The sequence below is a fragment of the Streptomyces sp. NPDC005576 genome (genome assembly GCF_042871745.1).
Lineage (GTDB): Bacteria > Actinomycetota > Actinomycetes > Streptomycetales > Streptomycetaceae > Streptomyces.
Genome location: NZ_JBIAJC010000008.1, coordinates 142,463 through 157,421 on the forward strand (window position 1 = coordinate 142,463; position 14,959 = coordinate 157,421).

General features: G+C 68.3%; 27 protein-coding genes. 22 read left to right on the top strand and 5 right to left on the bottom strand.

Going from position 1 to position 14,959, the window contains the following annotated elements; translation table 11 throughout:
* The first annotated feature begins 32 nt into the window (after positions 1-32).
* From ACFYPN_RS16125 to ACFYPN_RS16170, 10 genes are all read left to right on the top strand, one after another.
* Positions 33-221 carry a hypothetical protein gene (locus ACFYPN_RS16125; RefSeq protein WP_358761503.1) on the top strand — a complete coding sequence of 63 codons (189 nt, stop codon included), beginning with the start codon at positions 33-35 and terminating at the stop codon, positions 219-221.
* A gap of 61 nt (positions 222-282) precedes the next feature.
* The gene (locus tag ACFYPN_RS16130; protein WP_358761504.1) at positions 283-873 is read left to right on the top strand and encodes a hypothetical protein; all 591 of its coding nucleotides are present in this window, start codon (positions 283-285) and stop codon (positions 871-873) included.
* Positions 870-1,052 carry a hypothetical protein gene (locus ACFYPN_RS16135; protein WP_358761505.1) on the top strand — a complete coding sequence of 61 codons (183 nt, stop codon included), beginning with the start codon at positions 870-872 and terminating at the stop codon, positions 1,050-1,052. The genes ACFYPN_RS16130 and ACFYPN_RS16135 overlap by 4 nt, the downstream gene beginning before the upstream one ends.
* Position 1,053: 1 nt before the next feature.
* Complete coding sequence (locus ACFYPN_RS16140; RefSeq protein WP_358761506.1) at positions 1,054-1,428, top strand: hypothetical protein; 375 nt, start codon at positions 1,054-1,056, stop codon at positions 1,426-1,428.
* Between the two features lie 2 nt (positions 1,429-1,430).
* Positions 1,431-1,811 carry a DUF4326 domain-containing protein gene (locus ACFYPN_RS16145; RefSeq protein WP_358761507.1) on the top strand — a complete coding sequence of 127 codons (381 nt, stop codon included), beginning with the start codon at positions 1,431-1,433 and terminating at the stop codon, positions 1,809-1,811.
* Positions 1,812-1,813: 2 nt separating this feature from the next.
* Entirely contained in the window at positions 1,814-2,236 is a 423-nt protein-coding gene (locus ACFYPN_RS16150) for a hypothetical protein (protein WP_358761508.1), read from the top strand.
* The gene (locus tag ACFYPN_RS16155) at positions 2,233-2,607 is read left to right on the top strand and encodes a hypothetical protein (RefSeq protein ID WP_358761509.1); all 375 of its coding nucleotides are present in this window, start codon (positions 2,233-2,235) and stop codon (positions 2,605-2,607) included. Before ACFYPN_RS16150 ends, ACFYPN_RS16155 begins: the two co-directional genes overlap by 4 nt.
* A gap of 33 nt (positions 2,608-2,640) precedes the next feature.
* A complete protein-coding gene (locus tag ACFYPN_RS16160) occupies positions 2,641-3,039 on the top strand; it encodes a hypothetical protein (protein WP_389298718.1) in 399 nt (132 codons plus the stop codon).
* Positions 3,040-3,041: 2 nt separating this feature from the next.
* Positions 3,042-3,305 (top strand): hypothetical protein, encoded by a 264-nt coding sequence (locus tag ACFYPN_RS16165; RefSeq protein ID WP_389298720.1) that lies wholly within the window; start codon positions 3,042-3,044, stop codon positions 3,303-3,305.
* Between the two features lie 175 nt (positions 3,306-3,480).
* Positions 3,481-3,678 carry a hypothetical protein gene (locus ACFYPN_RS16170; protein ID WP_389298722.1) on the top strand — a complete coding sequence of 66 codons (198 nt, stop codon included), beginning with the start codon at positions 3,481-3,483 and terminating at the stop codon, positions 3,676-3,678.
* Positions 3,679-3,941: 263 nt separating this feature from the next.
* On the opposite strand, the gene ACFYPN_RS16175 is transcribed toward ACFYPN_RS16170, so the two are convergent.
* The 5 genes from ACFYPN_RS16175 to ACFYPN_RS16195 are packed head-to-tail and all read right to left on the bottom strand — an operon-like array spanning position 3,942 to position 8,871.
* Complete coding sequence (locus ACFYPN_RS16175) at positions 3,942-5,615, bottom strand: hypothetical protein (protein ID WP_389298724.1); 1,674 nt, start codon at positions 5,613-5,615, stop codon at positions 3,942-3,944.
* Between the two features lie 13 nt (positions 5,616-5,628).
* A complete protein-coding gene (locus ACFYPN_RS16180; protein WP_389298726.1) occupies positions 5,629-6,885 on the bottom strand; it encodes a PBSX family phage terminase large subunit in 1,257 nt (418 codons plus the stop codon).
* Positions 6,882-7,466 carry an HNH endonuclease gene (locus tag ACFYPN_RS16185; RefSeq protein ID WP_389298728.1) on the bottom strand — a complete coding sequence of 195 codons (585 nt, stop codon included), beginning with the start codon at positions 7,464-7,466 and terminating at the stop codon, positions 6,882-6,884. Before ACFYPN_RS16185 ends, ACFYPN_RS16180 begins: the two co-directional genes overlap by 4 nt.
* Complete coding sequence (locus ACFYPN_RS16190; protein ID WP_389298730.1) at positions 7,463-7,984, bottom strand: hypothetical protein; 522 nt, start codon at positions 7,982-7,984, stop codon at positions 7,463-7,465. Before ACFYPN_RS16190 ends, ACFYPN_RS16185 begins: the two co-directional genes overlap by 4 nt.
* On the bottom strand, positions 7,984-8,871 hold the full coding sequence (locus ACFYPN_RS16195; protein ID WP_389298731.1) for a hypothetical protein: 888 nt from the start codon (positions 8,869-8,871) through the stop codon (positions 7,984-7,986). Before ACFYPN_RS16195 ends, ACFYPN_RS16190 begins: the two co-directional genes overlap by 1 nt.
* A 154-nt stretch (positions 8,872-9,025) precedes the next feature.
* On the opposite strand from ACFYPN_RS16195, the gene ACFYPN_RS16200 reads away from it, so the two are divergent.
* From ACFYPN_RS16200 to ACFYPN_RS16255, 12 genes are all read left to right on the top strand, one after another.
* Positions 9,026-9,805 (top strand): hypothetical protein, encoded by a 780-nt coding sequence (locus ACFYPN_RS16200; RefSeq protein ID WP_389298733.1) that lies wholly within the window; start codon positions 9,026-9,028, stop codon positions 9,803-9,805.
* Between the two features lie 19 nt (positions 9,806-9,824).
* Positions 9,825-10,682: a P22 coat protein - protein 5 domain protein gene (locus ACFYPN_RS16205; protein WP_389298735.1), complete on the top strand. Its 858-nt coding sequence runs from the start codon at positions 9,825-9,827 to the stop codon at positions 10,680-10,682.
* Between the two features lie 55 nt (positions 10,683-10,737).
* Positions 10,738-11,115 (top strand): hypothetical protein, encoded by a 378-nt coding sequence (locus ACFYPN_RS16210; protein ID WP_389298736.1) that lies wholly within the window; start codon positions 10,738-10,740, stop codon positions 11,113-11,115.
* Between the two features lies 1 nt (position 11,116).
* Positions 11,117-11,704 carry a hypothetical protein gene (locus tag ACFYPN_RS16215; RefSeq protein WP_389298738.1) on the top strand — a complete coding sequence of 196 codons (588 nt, stop codon included), beginning with the start codon at positions 11,117-11,119 and terminating at the stop codon, positions 11,702-11,704.
* A gap of 3 nt (positions 11,705-11,707) precedes the next feature.
* Positions 11,708-12,082, top strand: a complete 375-nt coding sequence (locus ACFYPN_RS16220) for a hypothetical protein (protein WP_389298740.1) — start codon at positions 11,708-11,710, stop codon at positions 12,080-12,082.
* 32 nt (positions 12,083-12,114) lie between these two features.
* Complete coding sequence (locus tag ACFYPN_RS16225; protein WP_389298742.1) at positions 12,115-12,420, top strand: hypothetical protein; 306 nt, start codon at positions 12,115-12,117, stop codon at positions 12,418-12,420.
* On the top strand, positions 12,417-12,737 hold the full coding sequence (locus ACFYPN_RS16230; protein WP_389298744.1) for an HK97 gp10 family phage protein: 321 nt from the start codon (positions 12,417-12,419) through the stop codon (positions 12,735-12,737). The genes ACFYPN_RS16225 and ACFYPN_RS16230 overlap by 4 nt, the downstream gene beginning before the upstream one ends.
* Complete coding sequence (locus tag ACFYPN_RS16235) at positions 12,737-13,105, top strand: RyR domain-containing protein (RefSeq protein WP_389298745.1); 369 nt, start codon at positions 12,737-12,739, stop codon at positions 13,103-13,105. The genes ACFYPN_RS16230 and ACFYPN_RS16235 overlap by 1 nt, the downstream gene beginning before the upstream one ends.
* The gene (locus tag ACFYPN_RS16240) at positions 13,098-13,382 is read left to right on the top strand and encodes a hypothetical protein (RefSeq protein ID WP_389298747.1); all 285 of its coding nucleotides are present in this window, start codon (positions 13,098-13,100) and stop codon (positions 13,380-13,382) included. Before ACFYPN_RS16235 ends, ACFYPN_RS16240 begins: the two co-directional genes overlap by 8 nt.
* 2 nt (positions 13,383-13,384) lie before the next feature.
* The gene (locus tag ACFYPN_RS16245; protein WP_389298749.1) at positions 13,385-13,816 is read left to right on the top strand and encodes a hypothetical protein; all 432 of its coding nucleotides are present in this window, start codon (positions 13,385-13,387) and stop codon (positions 13,814-13,816) included.
* 10 nt (positions 13,817-13,826) lie between these two features.
* Positions 13,827-14,411: a phage tail protein gene (locus ACFYPN_RS16250; RefSeq protein WP_389298751.1), complete on the top strand. Its 585-nt coding sequence runs from the start codon at positions 13,827-13,829 to the stop codon at positions 14,409-14,411.
* A 102-nt stretch (positions 14,412-14,513) separates the two neighbouring features.
* A complete protein-coding gene (locus ACFYPN_RS16255; RefSeq protein ID WP_389298753.1) occupies positions 14,514-14,954 on the top strand; it encodes a hypothetical protein in 441 nt (146 codons plus the stop codon).
* Positions 14,955-14,959: the final 5 nt, after the last annotated feature.

A 14,959-nucleotide genomic window follows, 5' to 3' on the forward strand; every position in this document is an offset into this window, starting at 1 on the left:
CACCCTCCGCACCCACCAGCCAGGAGTCCTCCATGCCGCGTACCGCCACCGCCTCCGCCCCGACCGCCACCCAGGTTGCCGACCTGCTGCTCGCCCCGGGCGCCGACTACAACCAGCTGACCCGGCAGTTCATCGCCGACTTGGGTTGGCCAGCCGCCCGTCTGCTGCTCGCGGAGGCCCACGGCATCGCCTCCGAGCGGCTGTTCGCCGACGCCGCCTGAACCCCGCCCGGTGGTCCCGGCACCCGCCCGGGACCACCACCCCACCCCTGTGAGGAGCACCATGACCACCACCCCGATGACCCCGGACGCCGCTCTGACCCGTCTCCGCCAGTACGGGGAGCACACGTCGACCTGGTCGACCGCCACGTACAACGACGGCACGGAGAAGGCGCTGCACGAGATCGCGCTGACGCTGGCCGCCGAGGTTGACCGGCTCCGCGCCCGGGTTGCCGAGCTGGAGGCGCAGCGGGCGGCCGTGCTGGCCCTGCACCGGAAGCACGACGGCACGGACCACTGCTTCGCCGACGACGAGGCGTGGCCGTGCAACACCCGCACCACGCTGGCCGACCCGCAGGGTTTGCCGGAGCCCAAGCTGACCCCCGTGAGCGAGCACCCCATGAACCGGGCCTACCGGCTCGGAGCCACCCGCATCCCCGACGACATCGTGATCGACCTGCGCGAGGCCACCAACACCGGTCGCCCCACCGGCTGGCCGGAGCTCACCGACCGCGACGGCGACATCTGGGCTGTGACCTACGAACCCTATGACGGCGACACCGTGCTGATGCCCTGCACCGGAGACATGCACCCGATGCTGCGCCGCGACGTCGAAAAGCACTTCGGACCACTGAACGAGAGGGCCACCCCGTGACCGTGATTCGCCCCGTGCCGAACCCCTACGGCTGCCGGTGGTGCGGTACCGACCGCGGTGACCACGGCCGTCGCTGGGTGGTCGGGCACGACGTGCACCAGTGGGTGCAGCCCATCACCGTGCAGATCCTCGCCCGCATGCAGACCCGCCGCGCCAACCGATCCCCGAAGGAGAACTGACGTGGACAACGCCCGTCTCGCCGCCGTCCTCACCACCACCGCTGACCTTCTGGAGCAGGACGACACCCGATGCATCGAGTTGTACGGCGCACCCGTTGGCCAGCCCGTCTCGATGGTTGACCACCTGATCTGGCGCGCATGCATCGGGCCGTTCGAGGAGTGGCGTGAGGAGTGGGACCGCATCTACCGGGAGCAGGGTGCGAGTGCGGCTGCCGCTTGGAGTGCGGACCAGGAGGCCGTCAGACGCCAGGCGTTCAAGTTGATCTTTCCGCGCGGTATTCATAGCCCCGCCGCCACAGCCGCTTCGGTTCGCGCTCTCGCCGCCGAGCTGTCGGCTGAACCCGAGCACGCGCGCACCACCCCGCAGGAGGCGTGACCGTGCCCACTCGCATCCAGCGGAAGAGAACCAGCGGCTGGCGGGCCCCCAACGGCACCACCTACGTCGGCCGTGGCACCCCGTTCGGGAACCCGTGGGCCGTCGTCCGCACCCCGACCGGCACCGGGTGGGCCGTCAACTGGGCCGGACACGCCAACCAGCACAAGCCCCTCGGCCTCAACGACCACGTCCCCGCGAACGACCAACGAGACGCCCACGCCCTGGCCGTCGAGCTGTACGAGGTGTGGGTGCACCACCACCCCACCCTCCTCGACCGAATCACCCGTGACCTCGCTGGCCGGGACCTCATGTGCTGGTGCGCGGAGTCCCTGCCCTGCCACGCCGACACCCTGCTCACTCTCGCCAACCCGAAGGAGACCTGACCATGACCGACACTGCCCGCCCCGCTGACGTGACCGACGGCCCGATCCACCAGTGGTTCAGCCTGTCGTACACCAACTACGTCGTCCTGCCCCGGACGCTGCTTCAGTCCATGCCCACCGAGTGGCAGGAGCGCATGGTCGCCTGCCTCAACGAACTCCATGACGCGTTCTCTCACATCCCGCAGGCCGAGGTGTACGAGGTGACGGCCGCGACCGAGCACATCGTCCGCGAGATGACCGAAGCGGAACTCCAGCGGGCCGGCATCGAGTTCGGAGCGTGGCGGACCGACAAGGACGCGCCCGTGTACTTCCGCGACGGCGACGAGCTCGATCCGCACGCGCGGGTGCTGCTCCCCACCACCGACCCGGTCCCGCACTACAACCGTGGCCGCACCTACATCGCGCCGAAGGAGGCTCGGCCGTGACCGCGTTCGCCCCGACGCTGGCCGACATGGAGGGCGAGTACCGGGGCGTCCTCGTCTCCTCCCTCGGAGACGGGGGTGCGATCGCCCTCACCGACGACAAGCGGACCGCCCTGGAAGCGCTCGACACGTACTACCGGGTCGAGTGCGGGTTCGTGAACCTCCTCGACGACACCAGCCGGCCGCTGACCGACGCGTACCCCTACCTCGACAGCGGGCACGCAGTGTTCACCCGGACCCCGGACGGCGGGTGGACGCACACCCCGGTCGCCGCCGACACCGAGGGCGCGGTCGGTGTCACCTGGCTCACCACCATCGACCCCCGGCCCATCCCCGCCCCGTACAGCACGGCACCCGAAGTCGCCCTGTGGTGACCACCGTCCACCCCGCCTGACAGGAGAACCAGCATGTCCTACCCCCAGCTCCTCACCCCCGAGGAGAAGCTCGCCGCCGCGAAGCAGGGCCTCCACATCCCGCACATCGTCGTCATCTGCGGATCCACCCGGTTCATGGACGACATGCAGGAAGCGAACCTGCGGGAGACCGCCGCCGGCCACGTCGTCCTCGCGCCGGGCGCCAATATGAAGGCACCCCACGCACTGTGGGCCACCGAGGAGCAGGCTGAGCCGCTCAAGGCCCGCCTCGACGCCCTCCACCGGGCGAAGATCCGCCTGGCGGACGAAGTCCTCGTCGTCGGCGACTACATCGGCGACTCCACCCGCGCGGAGATCCAGTACGCCACGTCCCTCGGGCTGCCGATCCGCTACACCCACCCCGAAGTCAGCCCGCTGCTGTCGGAGGTATGACCATGCTGTTCCTGCCTGAACCGGACAACCGCGAGTGGCTTTACGCCTGGTGCTTCTCCCACGGCGTCATGCACCGCTTCTTCGCGCACGACACCCCGTGGTGCACCGCCACCTGGATCGCGTTCACCGCCACCAACGAAGCCGAGGCTCTCGCCTCCAAGCGCGCCGCCTACGGCGACGCCCAGTTCCTCCACGAACTCCCGGTCAAGGAGCAGATCGAGGTCATCGAGACAGCTAAGGCCCGAACCGGGGAGCCGATCCAGTGACCGCCCCGGCCGCCGCGCAGGTGGGCCCGTCGCCTTCGGGTGGCGGGCCCGTCCCGGCACCACTCCCACCATGGGAGGAAACCATCCGGCAGGCCGCCGCATGGGACCGCTGGTGGGACAACCGCGACGACGACGACTGATGCCAGACCGAAACCAACTATGCACTGGAGATACCGTGAGCGAGATCCGGCACTTCGTTCGCTACCAAGTCATTCCGCTGACCGTGGGCCTCGCCGCGATGGCAACCATCGTCCTCCCCGACGGGGACAACCTCAGCTGGATCCGCTTCAGCGCAGGGGGCGCCACATTCCTCGCGCTCAGCTTCGCAGTCGCATGGGCCCTCGCCCGCACCGACCGGCGACACAGCCACTGAGACGCGCCCCCTCCGCCCCAGGCCCGCCCTGAACCACAGGGTGGGCCTGACGCGTGCGGGGGAGTAGCGAACGGGAAGACTACCGGCAGGCCCCGCTGGAAGGAGTCCGCAGTGACCAGAGGCGTTCGCTCGCGCGCCCAATATCGATGGATGTTCGCCACCCGACAAGCTTTCGCCCACAAGTGGGCGCGAGCCCGGAAGCGCAGCTACGGCAAGACCGTCGGCTACCGCACGCTCCCCGCCCGCCGAGGCATCCGGCGCCGTTAAGCGGCCAACACCTCGCGCGAGCCCCCGCCCACCAACTCGTCGTCCGCGGTGTCATCCAGAGCTGGCCCAACCTCGTCGCCCTGCGGCTCGGCATCGTCCGGACTGTTCGTGCCACCCGCGTTGAACGGGTCTCCGGCCGGGACCGCCGCCTGGTCCTCCCGGATTCGCTGCACCTCGGCCAGCACCTCCGCGTCGTCCCACGACGGCTCCCGCATCTTTACCTTCATGAACGTGCTGATGGCCCCCGCCGACTCCAGCAACGACAGGGCCCGCGCCGTGGCCTCCTGGTCCGGCTGCACCGCCTGCGGCCAGCTCGCAGTGAGTTCTGCAGCCGGGTCGACACCCTTCGCCCCGCAGTGCACGACGTCGACCCACATCATCGTCGTCAGCAGCTCCAGCAGAGCAGGCCGCTGGTACAGGATCTTCAGGCCGCGAGTCGTCAGCGACTCCTCCTTGCGGGCCGCGACCTCCGTGGCCGTCACCGCGACGGTTCCCGCTTCCCCGAAACCCTGAGCCGAGTAGCCGGCCGAGGAGAGGATCTGCAACCGGAGCGCCTTCGTCGTCCGTTCGTGCGCCTCCACCCGGATATCGAACTGGACCGGGGTGATGGACGAACCCTTGTCGTCTTCCAGCATGTTCAGCTTGACCAGCAACTCCCTGTCCAAGTCGAACGAGCCGCCCGATCCGGGACCCGCGGTCTCGATCATCGACTGGGGGAGCAGCAGTCGACTCTTCCCCAGCCGGAGGTCTCGCATCCACGACGTCCAGGACTCGTCCAGGGCGTCCATCATCGGCTCGATGCCCGCATAGTCGGAGCGGCCGAGCGGCGCCGCGTCCGGGATGCCGTCCCACAGGCGGTTCGGCAGCACGTTCGGCATGTGCGACACCAACAGGCGGTCGACCTTGGTGGCCTGCCGATCCTGCCCGTCGACGCGCTTTGCGAGAGCCTCCGTCTCCGGGTGATCGATCAATTCTATGCGCATCCCGAGGTCCGTGACCGTGCCCCGGTACACCCCGTACTCGATCACCCCAGGCTCGTGCCGCTCCAGCAACCGCCACACGTGCTTGTTGTCCACCAGCGGCTCCAGCTCCCGCCACACCGTTGCTGCGGCCAGGAGACCCCACCGCCACTCCGGGACCACCGCATCCGGCGGCAAAACGTCCAGCCACGGCCGCGGGCGCAGCGCCCGGTCCCACACCACCCGCACGTACACGTTCGACAAGCCAGCGGCCAGCTCCGCAGCCTCCCGGAGCTTCGCGTGCCCGCGGTCGTCGAGGTAGCGGCCGATCTGCGCCTGCGTCGTCTTGGCCATCGAGGCGTCCGTTGAGTCGCCGTCGACGGTCACCTGCGGCACATCCGACCACAGCAGGTTCGCGGACATCTCGGCGATGTCCCCGGCGATCGGCACATGCAACTTCGCCGCCTGCTGGCCCGGCGACGGGTCCTGCCCCCAGAACATGCGCAACTCCTCGGCACCCACCGCCCGCCGGTCCACGTCGAAATACTCGCGGGCCAACCCGTTCCGGGTGTACGCCGCGGCCCCGCCATACACGGCCGCCAGGTGCCCGGTGTCGCCGGCGTACCAGGCCCGCCACATGTCAATGTCGGCGTGCGGGATATCGAAACGCGGAGGCGGCCAAGGGGTCTTCCCAGACGGAGGCAGCGGCATGACAGTGTCCTCTCTACGCGACTTGAGCGAGCTTGTTTTGCCACAGAGCGCGAGTGGTGAAAATTCCGTACCTCAACGCATCCACCCCGTGGTCAGCAACCTTTACCGGCTTGTCCTCGCCCTTCAATGCGGCCTTGTCGTCCCATGAGTAGCTCGGGATCTCTGCGATCAGCTCCTTGCAGGAGGAGTGAACCAGGAGGTTCCCTTGGGCGAATAGCGAGGACACCACCCGAATTCCGTCAAGGACTGCGTTGTTGGCTGCGGTCGGCGTGAGCTTGTCCCGCCGCAGCTGGGCGTTGAATGAAGCTGCGGACGGGTCTACCGTCACGAACTGGGGGCGTACCGGGCCGATGCCGGGCACGTCTGCAAGCCATCCTCGGATACGTTCGCTGTACTCGGCGTCGGTCAACTGGCGCTTCCTCGCCCGCCCGTCGTAGCGCCATTCCCGGGCCACGTACAGGCGTCGGTCGCGGCCTAGCCCGATCAGGACGGCATGTAGCGGGTTACGGGTTCCGTAGTCAACGCCCAGGGCGATCCAGCGATGGATTCCGTCGCGCGGCATCTCGTCGACGATGTGTCGCTCGTCGTCCCACATGTCGAAGATGGCCCCTTCGGCGGCCACCCATTCGCCCAGAATGAAGCGACGGTAGAAAATTCCCTGATGCATGGAACGAAGGTTGTTCTTGAACTTCTCTGTGAGCGCATCATTGTCGTCAAGCGTAAAATGCCAGTGTTTTACTGCAGCCTCTTTGGGGCGCGAAAGCCAGTCGCGCATGAGCCAGTGGCCCGGGTTGTCGGGGTTACTGGTGCCGAAAATTTTTGAATCAGCCACGGACATTCGCCCTGTGAGCTGCTCCCAAAATCCTTGCGGCATAAGGGAAATCTCGTCTCCGTATGCCCCTGCACACGTGAAGCCCCGAAGCTTGGATTCGCTCTTTGCGTCGTTCGCTCCTAGGACGTGGACCCGACGTCCAAGGATTGTTGCCATCGGAGCTCCAGCTGTGTAGTGCACCTGTTTGGCCAAGTCTCCGAAGAGGTCGGGGTCTTGCATGGGGAGAAAAACATTCCGGTGAATAGTGGTCGAGGTCTTGCCGCACATGATCAATTCTCCGCCGCGTGGAGCGCTCGCCACGTAAATCAGCCAGCGGAGAAGTGAGGCTACTGTCTTGCCTGACCGAATTGCGCCAGTGGCGATGTTGATTGGTGCATCGCTCTGTCCGATGAACTCCAACTGCCGCCGCGACAGGCCAAGATCGCGACCGTCAATCACGACGTCCTCTTACGCAGCAGCATCCACGTACCGCAACGGTCGTGCTTATGCCGATTGCACGGCCCGCAACTCTGTACCAGATTCCACCAGTGATTGGTGCCGCCCTTAGCCAAGGGGTAGAAGTGGTCTACATGCATGTCTCCGACAAGTCGGCGACTGCAGTAGCGACACGCATCGACCCGTATGGCGCGCCGGTAGGCCAAAGATAGGGCGCGATCCATCTTGTCCATGTCGACCTTGAGCCGCTGCTTCCTGCGGGCGTTGGCGGCGAGCCAGCGCTCAGGCTCAAGGGGATAAAGCTCGGAGTACCTCGCCCTGACTCGCGCGCGTATTTTCTCTTTGTTCTTCTGGTAGTTGCTAAGCCTCCATGCTTGTCGGTGCAGAGCGTTGCTCGCCCGGGAAGTGCGCTCGTTAACGCGGACGCGGTCTGCGTTCTCGCTCCTGTACTGCACCGCCCACTTCCGCAAGCAGTCTTTGCAGCGTGCTGCACGGGACTTGCCCTTGCGGGCGTAATCATCGAGAGGTTTCGTCTCCCCGCACCCCCGGCATGCCTTCGTTGCTACGACTACAGGCGCTGTCATGCGTCAACCCCGTCTGCCTGGGTGGTGCCCTCGTTGACGATGGCGCTGATGCCCGTTACGAGCTTCCCCAGCATGGACTTGGCTTCATCGGCTCCGCCGCCGCTGACTTCTGCCGGCGCGAGCTTGAGTGACTTGTCGATGGCCATTCCGGCGGCGCCCATGAGGGAGCGTTTGTCGGCGGGCGGGGGTTCCTCGACGGGTTCGCTGGCGTAGATGTTCTGCGCGCCACCGAAGGCGTAGACGACGGTCGGCTCCCAGAGTTTGGCGCGGAGTCGCTCGGCGTCGCTGGTGAGTTGCTCGGCAAGGATGCTGCGCCGCTCGGCCAAGTCGGCGAGGCGCGCGGTGGTGGCTGCCTGAATGCGGGACCGGTCGAAGCTGACGCCGAGGTGGTCTGCGGTGCGGGAGACGACGCTGGCGGTGAGCCCCATGCGACGACAGATCGCGTTACGGCCGAGTCCTTCGGTGTGGAGTTCGAGGAACTCGTCGAAGCGGTCCTCGCCCATGGTTCCGTGCGGCATCAGGCACCTCCGGTGCGGGCGCGTGCGCGCAGTAGATCGGGCAGGGGGGTGCCGCCGGTGTGCCACTCGGGGCGCCATGGGATGAGGGCGCACCGGCAGTGCGGGTGGCGAGGCGGCCCGGGAATCGCGGTGCGGAACACGGTCTGTCGCGCGTTGAGGGACAGACCACCCGGGAAAAGCTCGCCGGGCAGGATCGAGTGGCCGGCATAGGCGGCGCAGGCTGGGCAGGCGCCCGGTTCGGCAACCCACAACAGCCGGGTGCGGGGGCCCAGGGCGCGGGCGACTGCGGCGGCCCCGGCGGCTGCGGCGCTGGCCACCCCGACGGATACGGCGCGTGCGACTCGGGTGACGGCGCGCCGGGCTCGGTTGAACACGGAGGCAACGAGGCTGCCCCCGATAGCGGTTGCTGTAGCGGCGGTGAGGAGCGCCGCTGCATGCTGGTGCTCTTCTTCGACGACTGCCGGGATGCTGTCGACCGCGGCCTGTGCGTCCACTCCGATGATGCCGGGGCTGCCCGCAGGTTGGGGGCGGGCGCCGGGCGTCGGCTGGCCGGTCATGGCGGCGGCGATGGAGGCGGCCAGTCTCGCTCCGAGGAGTGCCCCTTCGTGGGCTGCTGCGGCGGCGGCTTGCTTCGCCCGCACGCCCTGTCCCCGGAACGCGGTTGCGAGTAGCCGCTTGATCCAGGCGATCAGTTTGTCGAGCGCGCCCGGGGTAGGGGCGGGTTGGCCGTGGGTGGCGTGGATCCACCGTGCTGTGGCGTCGCGTTGGGCTGCGGTGAGCCGGGTGGCGAGTTCGTGGGTGGTGCGGTGGATGGCCCGGGTTTCGAGGGCGCGAATGACGTCGGGGTGCCTCTGTGCCTGGTCGGCTATGTGCTTTGTCGTGGCCACTCCCCACCCCTCTCGTGCCGTTGATTCGAAGGTTATCTTGCGCTCTGGCCTTTGATTGTGCACCCTTATGGCAGGTTAGGGGTTAACATCTGGGCTAACACGCCAACGGACAAGGCGCCGTGACGACGTGTAGGCCGCCCAAGGAGGCACCGAGATGGCAACCCCCGCCCAGCCCGCAGCACCCGGAAACGCCCCGGCCCCCGGCACCCAGCCGGAAACACCCGAGACGCCCCCGGCAGCAACGCCCGCACCGGCCCAGCCAGAGCCGGCCGCACCCGCCACACCGGCAGAGCCCGCCAACGAACCGAAGGGGAAGTCCCCCGAGTTCAAGGGCGAGTTCGACCCGGCGAAGTTCCAGAAGCTCGTCGAGAACCTCCGCGGAGACGTCGCTGCCGAGAAGGCCAAGCGCGAAGCCGCAGAACAGAAGGCCCGTGACGACCAGGCCGCCTTCATGAAGAAGGTCGCCGGGGCGTTCGGGCTGGAGACCGACGAGGCCAAGCCGCCCACCCCCGAAGAACTCGCCAAGCAGCTGGCCGAGGAGCAGAACCGGACCAAGGTGTCCGACGCTCGCGCCCGCCAGACGCAGGTAGAGCTCGCCGTGTACAAGACGGCCGGGAAGCACGGCGGCGACCCCGACGCCCTCCTCGACTCCCGGTCCTTCGCCAACGCCATCGCCAAGCTCGACCCGGCCGACGCCGGGTTCGATGACGCGGTCGGCAGCGCGGTGAAGGCGGCGGTCGACGGCAACTCCAAGCTCGCGGCCAAGGCGCCGCAGCCGAAGGAACCGGAGCCCACCCCTGCAGGTGGTGCGCCGATGGGCGCTCCCGGCGGCAGTAAACGGCAACTGGGCGCAGCGGACGTGGCGCGCATGACCCCCGAAGAGATCACCAAGGCCGTGCAGGAGGGCAGGCTCAATGCCTACCTCGGCGGCTAAGCCTCCCTAGGAGCCTCCGTTGTCGATCAACAACTTCAAGCCGGAGATTTGGTCCGCCCAGCTTCTCGTCGGCCTCCGCAACAGCCTGGTCTACGCGCAGCCGCAGCTCGTGAACCGCAACTACCAGGGCGAGATCACCTCGCACGGGCAGTCGGTGCACATCACGACCGTCGGCGACCCCACGATCTTCGACTACGCGGCCGGCGACACCATCAACTACGAGGACGTCGAGACCGCAGGCACGGACCTCATCATCGACCAGGCCAAGGCATTCGCCTTCAAGATCGACGACGTGGACAAGGCGCAGGCCCTCCTCAACCCCATGGCGGAGATGGCGCAGAACGCCGCCTACGGGCTCCGCGACAAGGCCGACGCCTACGTCGCCAGCCTCTACACCGGGGCCGCCGCCGCGAACCAGGTCGGCTCCACCGGCGCCCCCATCGACATCCACACCAGCCCCCTCGACGCCTACTCCAAGGTGCTCGTCCCGCTGCGCACCCGCCTCAACCGGGCCAACGTCCCCAGCGAGGGCCGCTACTTCGTCGGCTCCCCGGAGTTCATCGGCGCCATGCTCAACGACGACCGCTTCGTGAAGGCCGACGCCTCCGGCACCACCGAAGGTCTCCGCAACGGCTTCGTCGGCCGCGCCGCGGGCTTCGACATCCTGGAGTCCAACAACACCCCGAACCCGACCGGCGACACCCAGGTGATGATGGCCGGCTACCCCGGGGCGATCACCTACGCCGAGCAGATCCTGGAGACCGAGGCGCTCCGCCTCCAGTCGACGATCGCCGACGCGATCCGCGGACTCCACGTGTACGGCGCGAAGTTGCTGCGGCCGACCGGGATCGCGGTCGCCTTCGTCGACCCGGCGTAACCCGCCGTGTCCCAGCGTGATCCTCGTCGCCTCTTCTGACCCCGGGAGCCCTCCCATGGCACGTACCGCCATCCCCTACAGCCCTCTCGTCCCGAACGGCCACCTCACCAGCCCGGCCGGGACGACCATCGACGCGACGCTCGTCACCAACGGCGTCGTCATCAACAGCGTCGACCCCGAGCGCACCGTCCTCCGGGTCAACAACACGGCCACCGGCGCGAAGAACGTCACCGTGAAGACCGGCTCCGGCTCCCAGTCGTGGATGGCCGGCCAGGGCGACTTCGTCCAGGCGGTCGGCGCGAACACGGGCTCCGAGTTCATCGGCCCGTTCACCAGCGCCCGGTTCCAGCAGAAGGGCTCGAAGCTCTACCTGGACTTCGAGGCTGGCTTCCTCGGCACCATCACCGTCTTCAAGCTCCCGAAGGCCTACTGACATGGGGCGCCGCGAGTACATCGGCACCGGCGGGATGCGTCTGCACCTCGACGACCCGCCGTCCGGAGAGATGGCCAAGCAGATCGCCCGCGGCCACCTGGTACCGGCCTCCGGGAGCGCGCCGGACGTTCCGGACGGCGACAAGAGCCTCGTCGTCGTCGACGGCGCCGAGGCAACGACCGCGGACCGTGTCGGCACGAAACCGCCCGTGCGCGAGAAGCCTTCCCCCAGCGCGCAGGCGGGGGAGTGGGCTACCTACGCGGTGTCTCTCGGTCTCCTCGCCGATCACGCCTACTCCCTGACGCTCTCCCAGCTCCAGGAGTGGGTGGCCGCCAACGAGAAGGCGCTGGGCGCCGACGTTCAGGCGCCGGTCCCGAACGACGACCCGGAGTCGCCCGCGACCCCGGCCGCCGAGATCCCGGAGCGCCCCGCAGCGAACGCGAAGGTCGCCGACTGGCGCACCTACGTCATCGCCCTGGGCATGAACCCGGACCAGGCGAAGGACGCCACGAAGGTCGACTGCCAGGACTACGCCCAGGTCGTCGAGGACGCCCGCGAGGGCAACACCCAGCCCGAGGGCCAGGAGTAGCCGGTGCCCTACGCGACCGTCCCCGACCTCGAAGCGTGGCTCGCCCCCGAGCCGGCGCCCGAGAGTGCTGTGCGCCTGCTGATATTGGCGTCGCAGCGGGTCGACCGCGCTCTCCTGGGGGCGTGGTACGACCCGGCCGACGTTGAGGTGCAGGCGGTGCTGTTGCAGGCGACGGTCCAGCAGGTCCATTGGATGCTGGAGCGCGGCGACGAGACCGAAGCGCAGGCCGATCTCCAGTCGATGGTGGCGGGGCAGCGGTCGTTCACCCGGCGCACGGTCGGAGGATCTGCGGGGCAGGCGGTGCAGTTGGCGCCCGCCGTAGCGGATCTGCTGCGCACGTGCGGCCTGTTCCGGTTTGACCCGCTGGTGGTGGGCTGATGCCGGGCCACATCGGACGCCAGACAGTCGTCTTGGTCGATGCACCTTTGATCGACGGGGACTACAACGCGCAGATTCGGGACTGGGCTCACGCCACCCGAACCCCGGTGTACGGGTGCACCGTCGACTACGTCTCATCCTCGGAGTCCCGCGAGGCCAAGGACCAGACGGTCACCGCCGCCCAACTATTCATGCCGCGTCGTGCCCCGCGGGTGTCGGAGTGGTCCCGGGTGGAGTGGGACGGCCGCACCTGGGAGGTCGACGGTGTGCCGCGCGACGTCCAGGAGGCTGGCCCGCTGTCGGGCCAGACGGTGCGGCTGCTGGAGGTAGCCGGATGAACGAGGTGGAGATCTTCCAGGATGCCATCGACGACCTGGCCCTCGATCCAAAGGTGCAGGCCGACATGCGGGCGCGCATGGACCGGGTCGTCGAGGCCGCGAAGGCGACAGCCCCGGTCGACACAGGCCTGTACCGGGACACCATTCACCGGGTCGAGCAGCCGGACAGTGACGGCACCGTCCATGTCGACGCCCCCGTCCACTACGCGATCTACGTGGAGTACGGCACCCGGCAGACCGACCGCAACGGACGCCGTATCCACCTGCCGAACCACACGCTCGGCAACGCCCTCGACGCCGCAGGAGGCGACCACTGATGGCTTACGAACTGGACGTTGAGCGGATCGCTCGCGTCTGTCACGACGCGAACCGGGCGTGGCAGATCGCCACGGGCGACGCTGCCGTGTCCCCTCTGTGGGACGACGCGCCGGAGTCGCAGCGCGCGTCCGCCATCGACGGAGTGAGGCACGCCCAGAACGGCGCCACCGCCGAACAGCTCCACCAGACGTGGTGCGACTACAAGACCGAGCGCGGCTGGGTCCACGGCCCGGTCAAGGACGAGACAGCGAAGACCCACCCCTGCCTCGTCCCGTACAGCGAGCTGCCTGCCGAGCAGCTCCGCAAGGACGACCTGTTCGCGGCCATCGTCGCCGCACTCACTCCCAAGGAGCCCCACGATGGCTGACGGCGACACCGTGAAGATGAAGTTGACGTTCTGGCGGGGCGGCAAGCAGCCCGGCGATGTGATCGAGGTCCCCGCCGACGAAGCGCACCGGTGGACAGGATTCGCCGAGCTGGTCGAGGAGTCCAAGCCGCGCGCTGGTGCGCCCTCCGACACGGCCAAGGTCGACGACTGGCGGACCTACGCCATCAGCCTCGGAATGAGCGCCAGCGCCGCCGAGACCGCCACCAAGCGGGACCTGCAGGACTACGTCAAGACCGCCCCTCCGGCGCAGGCGTAGTCATGGTGACGCCACTGATCCTCCCGGACGCCAAGCGGGTCGCCATCGACCTGCTCAGTGCCGCCATGCCCGGCGTCACCGTCACGTCGAAGCTCCCCGAGGGTTCTGCCCTCAATGGGGCGCTGCCGGCGGTCAGGGTGTTGCGGATCGGTGGCACCAGCGACATGCGCGGCTGGTCCGACCCCGCCACCCGCGACCGGCCCCGGTTCTCCGTCGACTGCTACGAGGCCACCGAAGGGGCGGCGATGCGCCTCGCCCTGCGCGTGCGGGCCGAGTGGGAGCTGCTCCCCGGCCAGGCGACCACCGGCGGGATCGTCACGGGCATCTCGGAGGAGACGGGCCCACAAGACCGACCGGAGGAGCCGAACACGGGCATCGCCCGCGTCGGCATGACCTTGGGGATGAGCGTCCGCCCACCCCTCCCGAACAGCTAGGAGGCCCGTCGTGGGCGACTCGTCAAACATCATCGTGGGGACGGCCGGCAAGGCATATGCCGCCCCCGTCGGCTCCACGTTCCCGCTCGGCCCCGAGGTGGCGTGGGGCGCGGACTTCGTCGACATGGGGTTCATTACCCCCGACGGCCTCGAAGAGGCGCTGGCGGAAGAGCGTACCCAGCTCGACGCCTGGGGTGAGGACGCACCCGTCGTCGACCTCGCCAAGAAGCGCACCCAGACATTCAAGCTGACGTTCCGCGAGACCACCGCGCAGCTCCTCGCCCTGTACTACCAGGTGCAGATGGCGAAGATGACCAGCACCGCGGCGGCCACCGGCAAGAAGCAGTTCATCAGCTTCGGATCCGGCTCGACGCAGGACACGGTGGAGATCGGCCTCGGCCTCGACGTCATCTACGGCGGCAAGCGCCACCGCATCATGATCGCCCGCTCTGGTGTGTCCGACCGCGGCGCCCTCAAGCACTCCGCCGAGGACAGCAGCAACTACGAGCTGACGTTCACGGCGCTCGCGGCCCCCGGCGGCGCCCAGTCCGTCCAGCACTTCATCACGGACGTCGAACTGCCCGAGACGCCGTAACCCCCGACTGGTGGTCCGTCGCGCTCACCTCCTGGGCGGGGGCGGCACGACGGACCACCTGACAGCCCCCGCCCCGCCCCCGCCTGAGAAGGAACCCCAGCCATGTCCAAGCCCAATCGCAAGGTCATCCGCCTCCAGCAGATGCGCGCCCAGATCGCCCAGACCGCCGGACTCAAGTACGTCGACGTGATCTTCGAAATGCCGCTCATCGGCGACCAGCCCGAAGGGGCCGTCCCGGAAGAGCGCACCTGCTCGTTCCTCACCCAGGACCACTGGCCGATCGACGTCATCGAGTCCGTCGAAGGCGACGCCGGCAACACGAACCTGAGCGTCCTCCGCAAGGTCGCCTCCCCACCCGAGGCGTTCGACGACCTCGTCAAGGTCGCCCAGCTCACCGTCGGCGAACTCAAGGCGATCATCGACGAGATGGGGGAGGAGGCGGGCACCGACCAGGGGGAAGGATTCGGCTCCTCCAGCTCCTCCGAGAGCACGCAGGGGCCGTCCGTGCCGACCTCCAGCGGTACTACCCCGGTCGCCGCCTAGAGGAG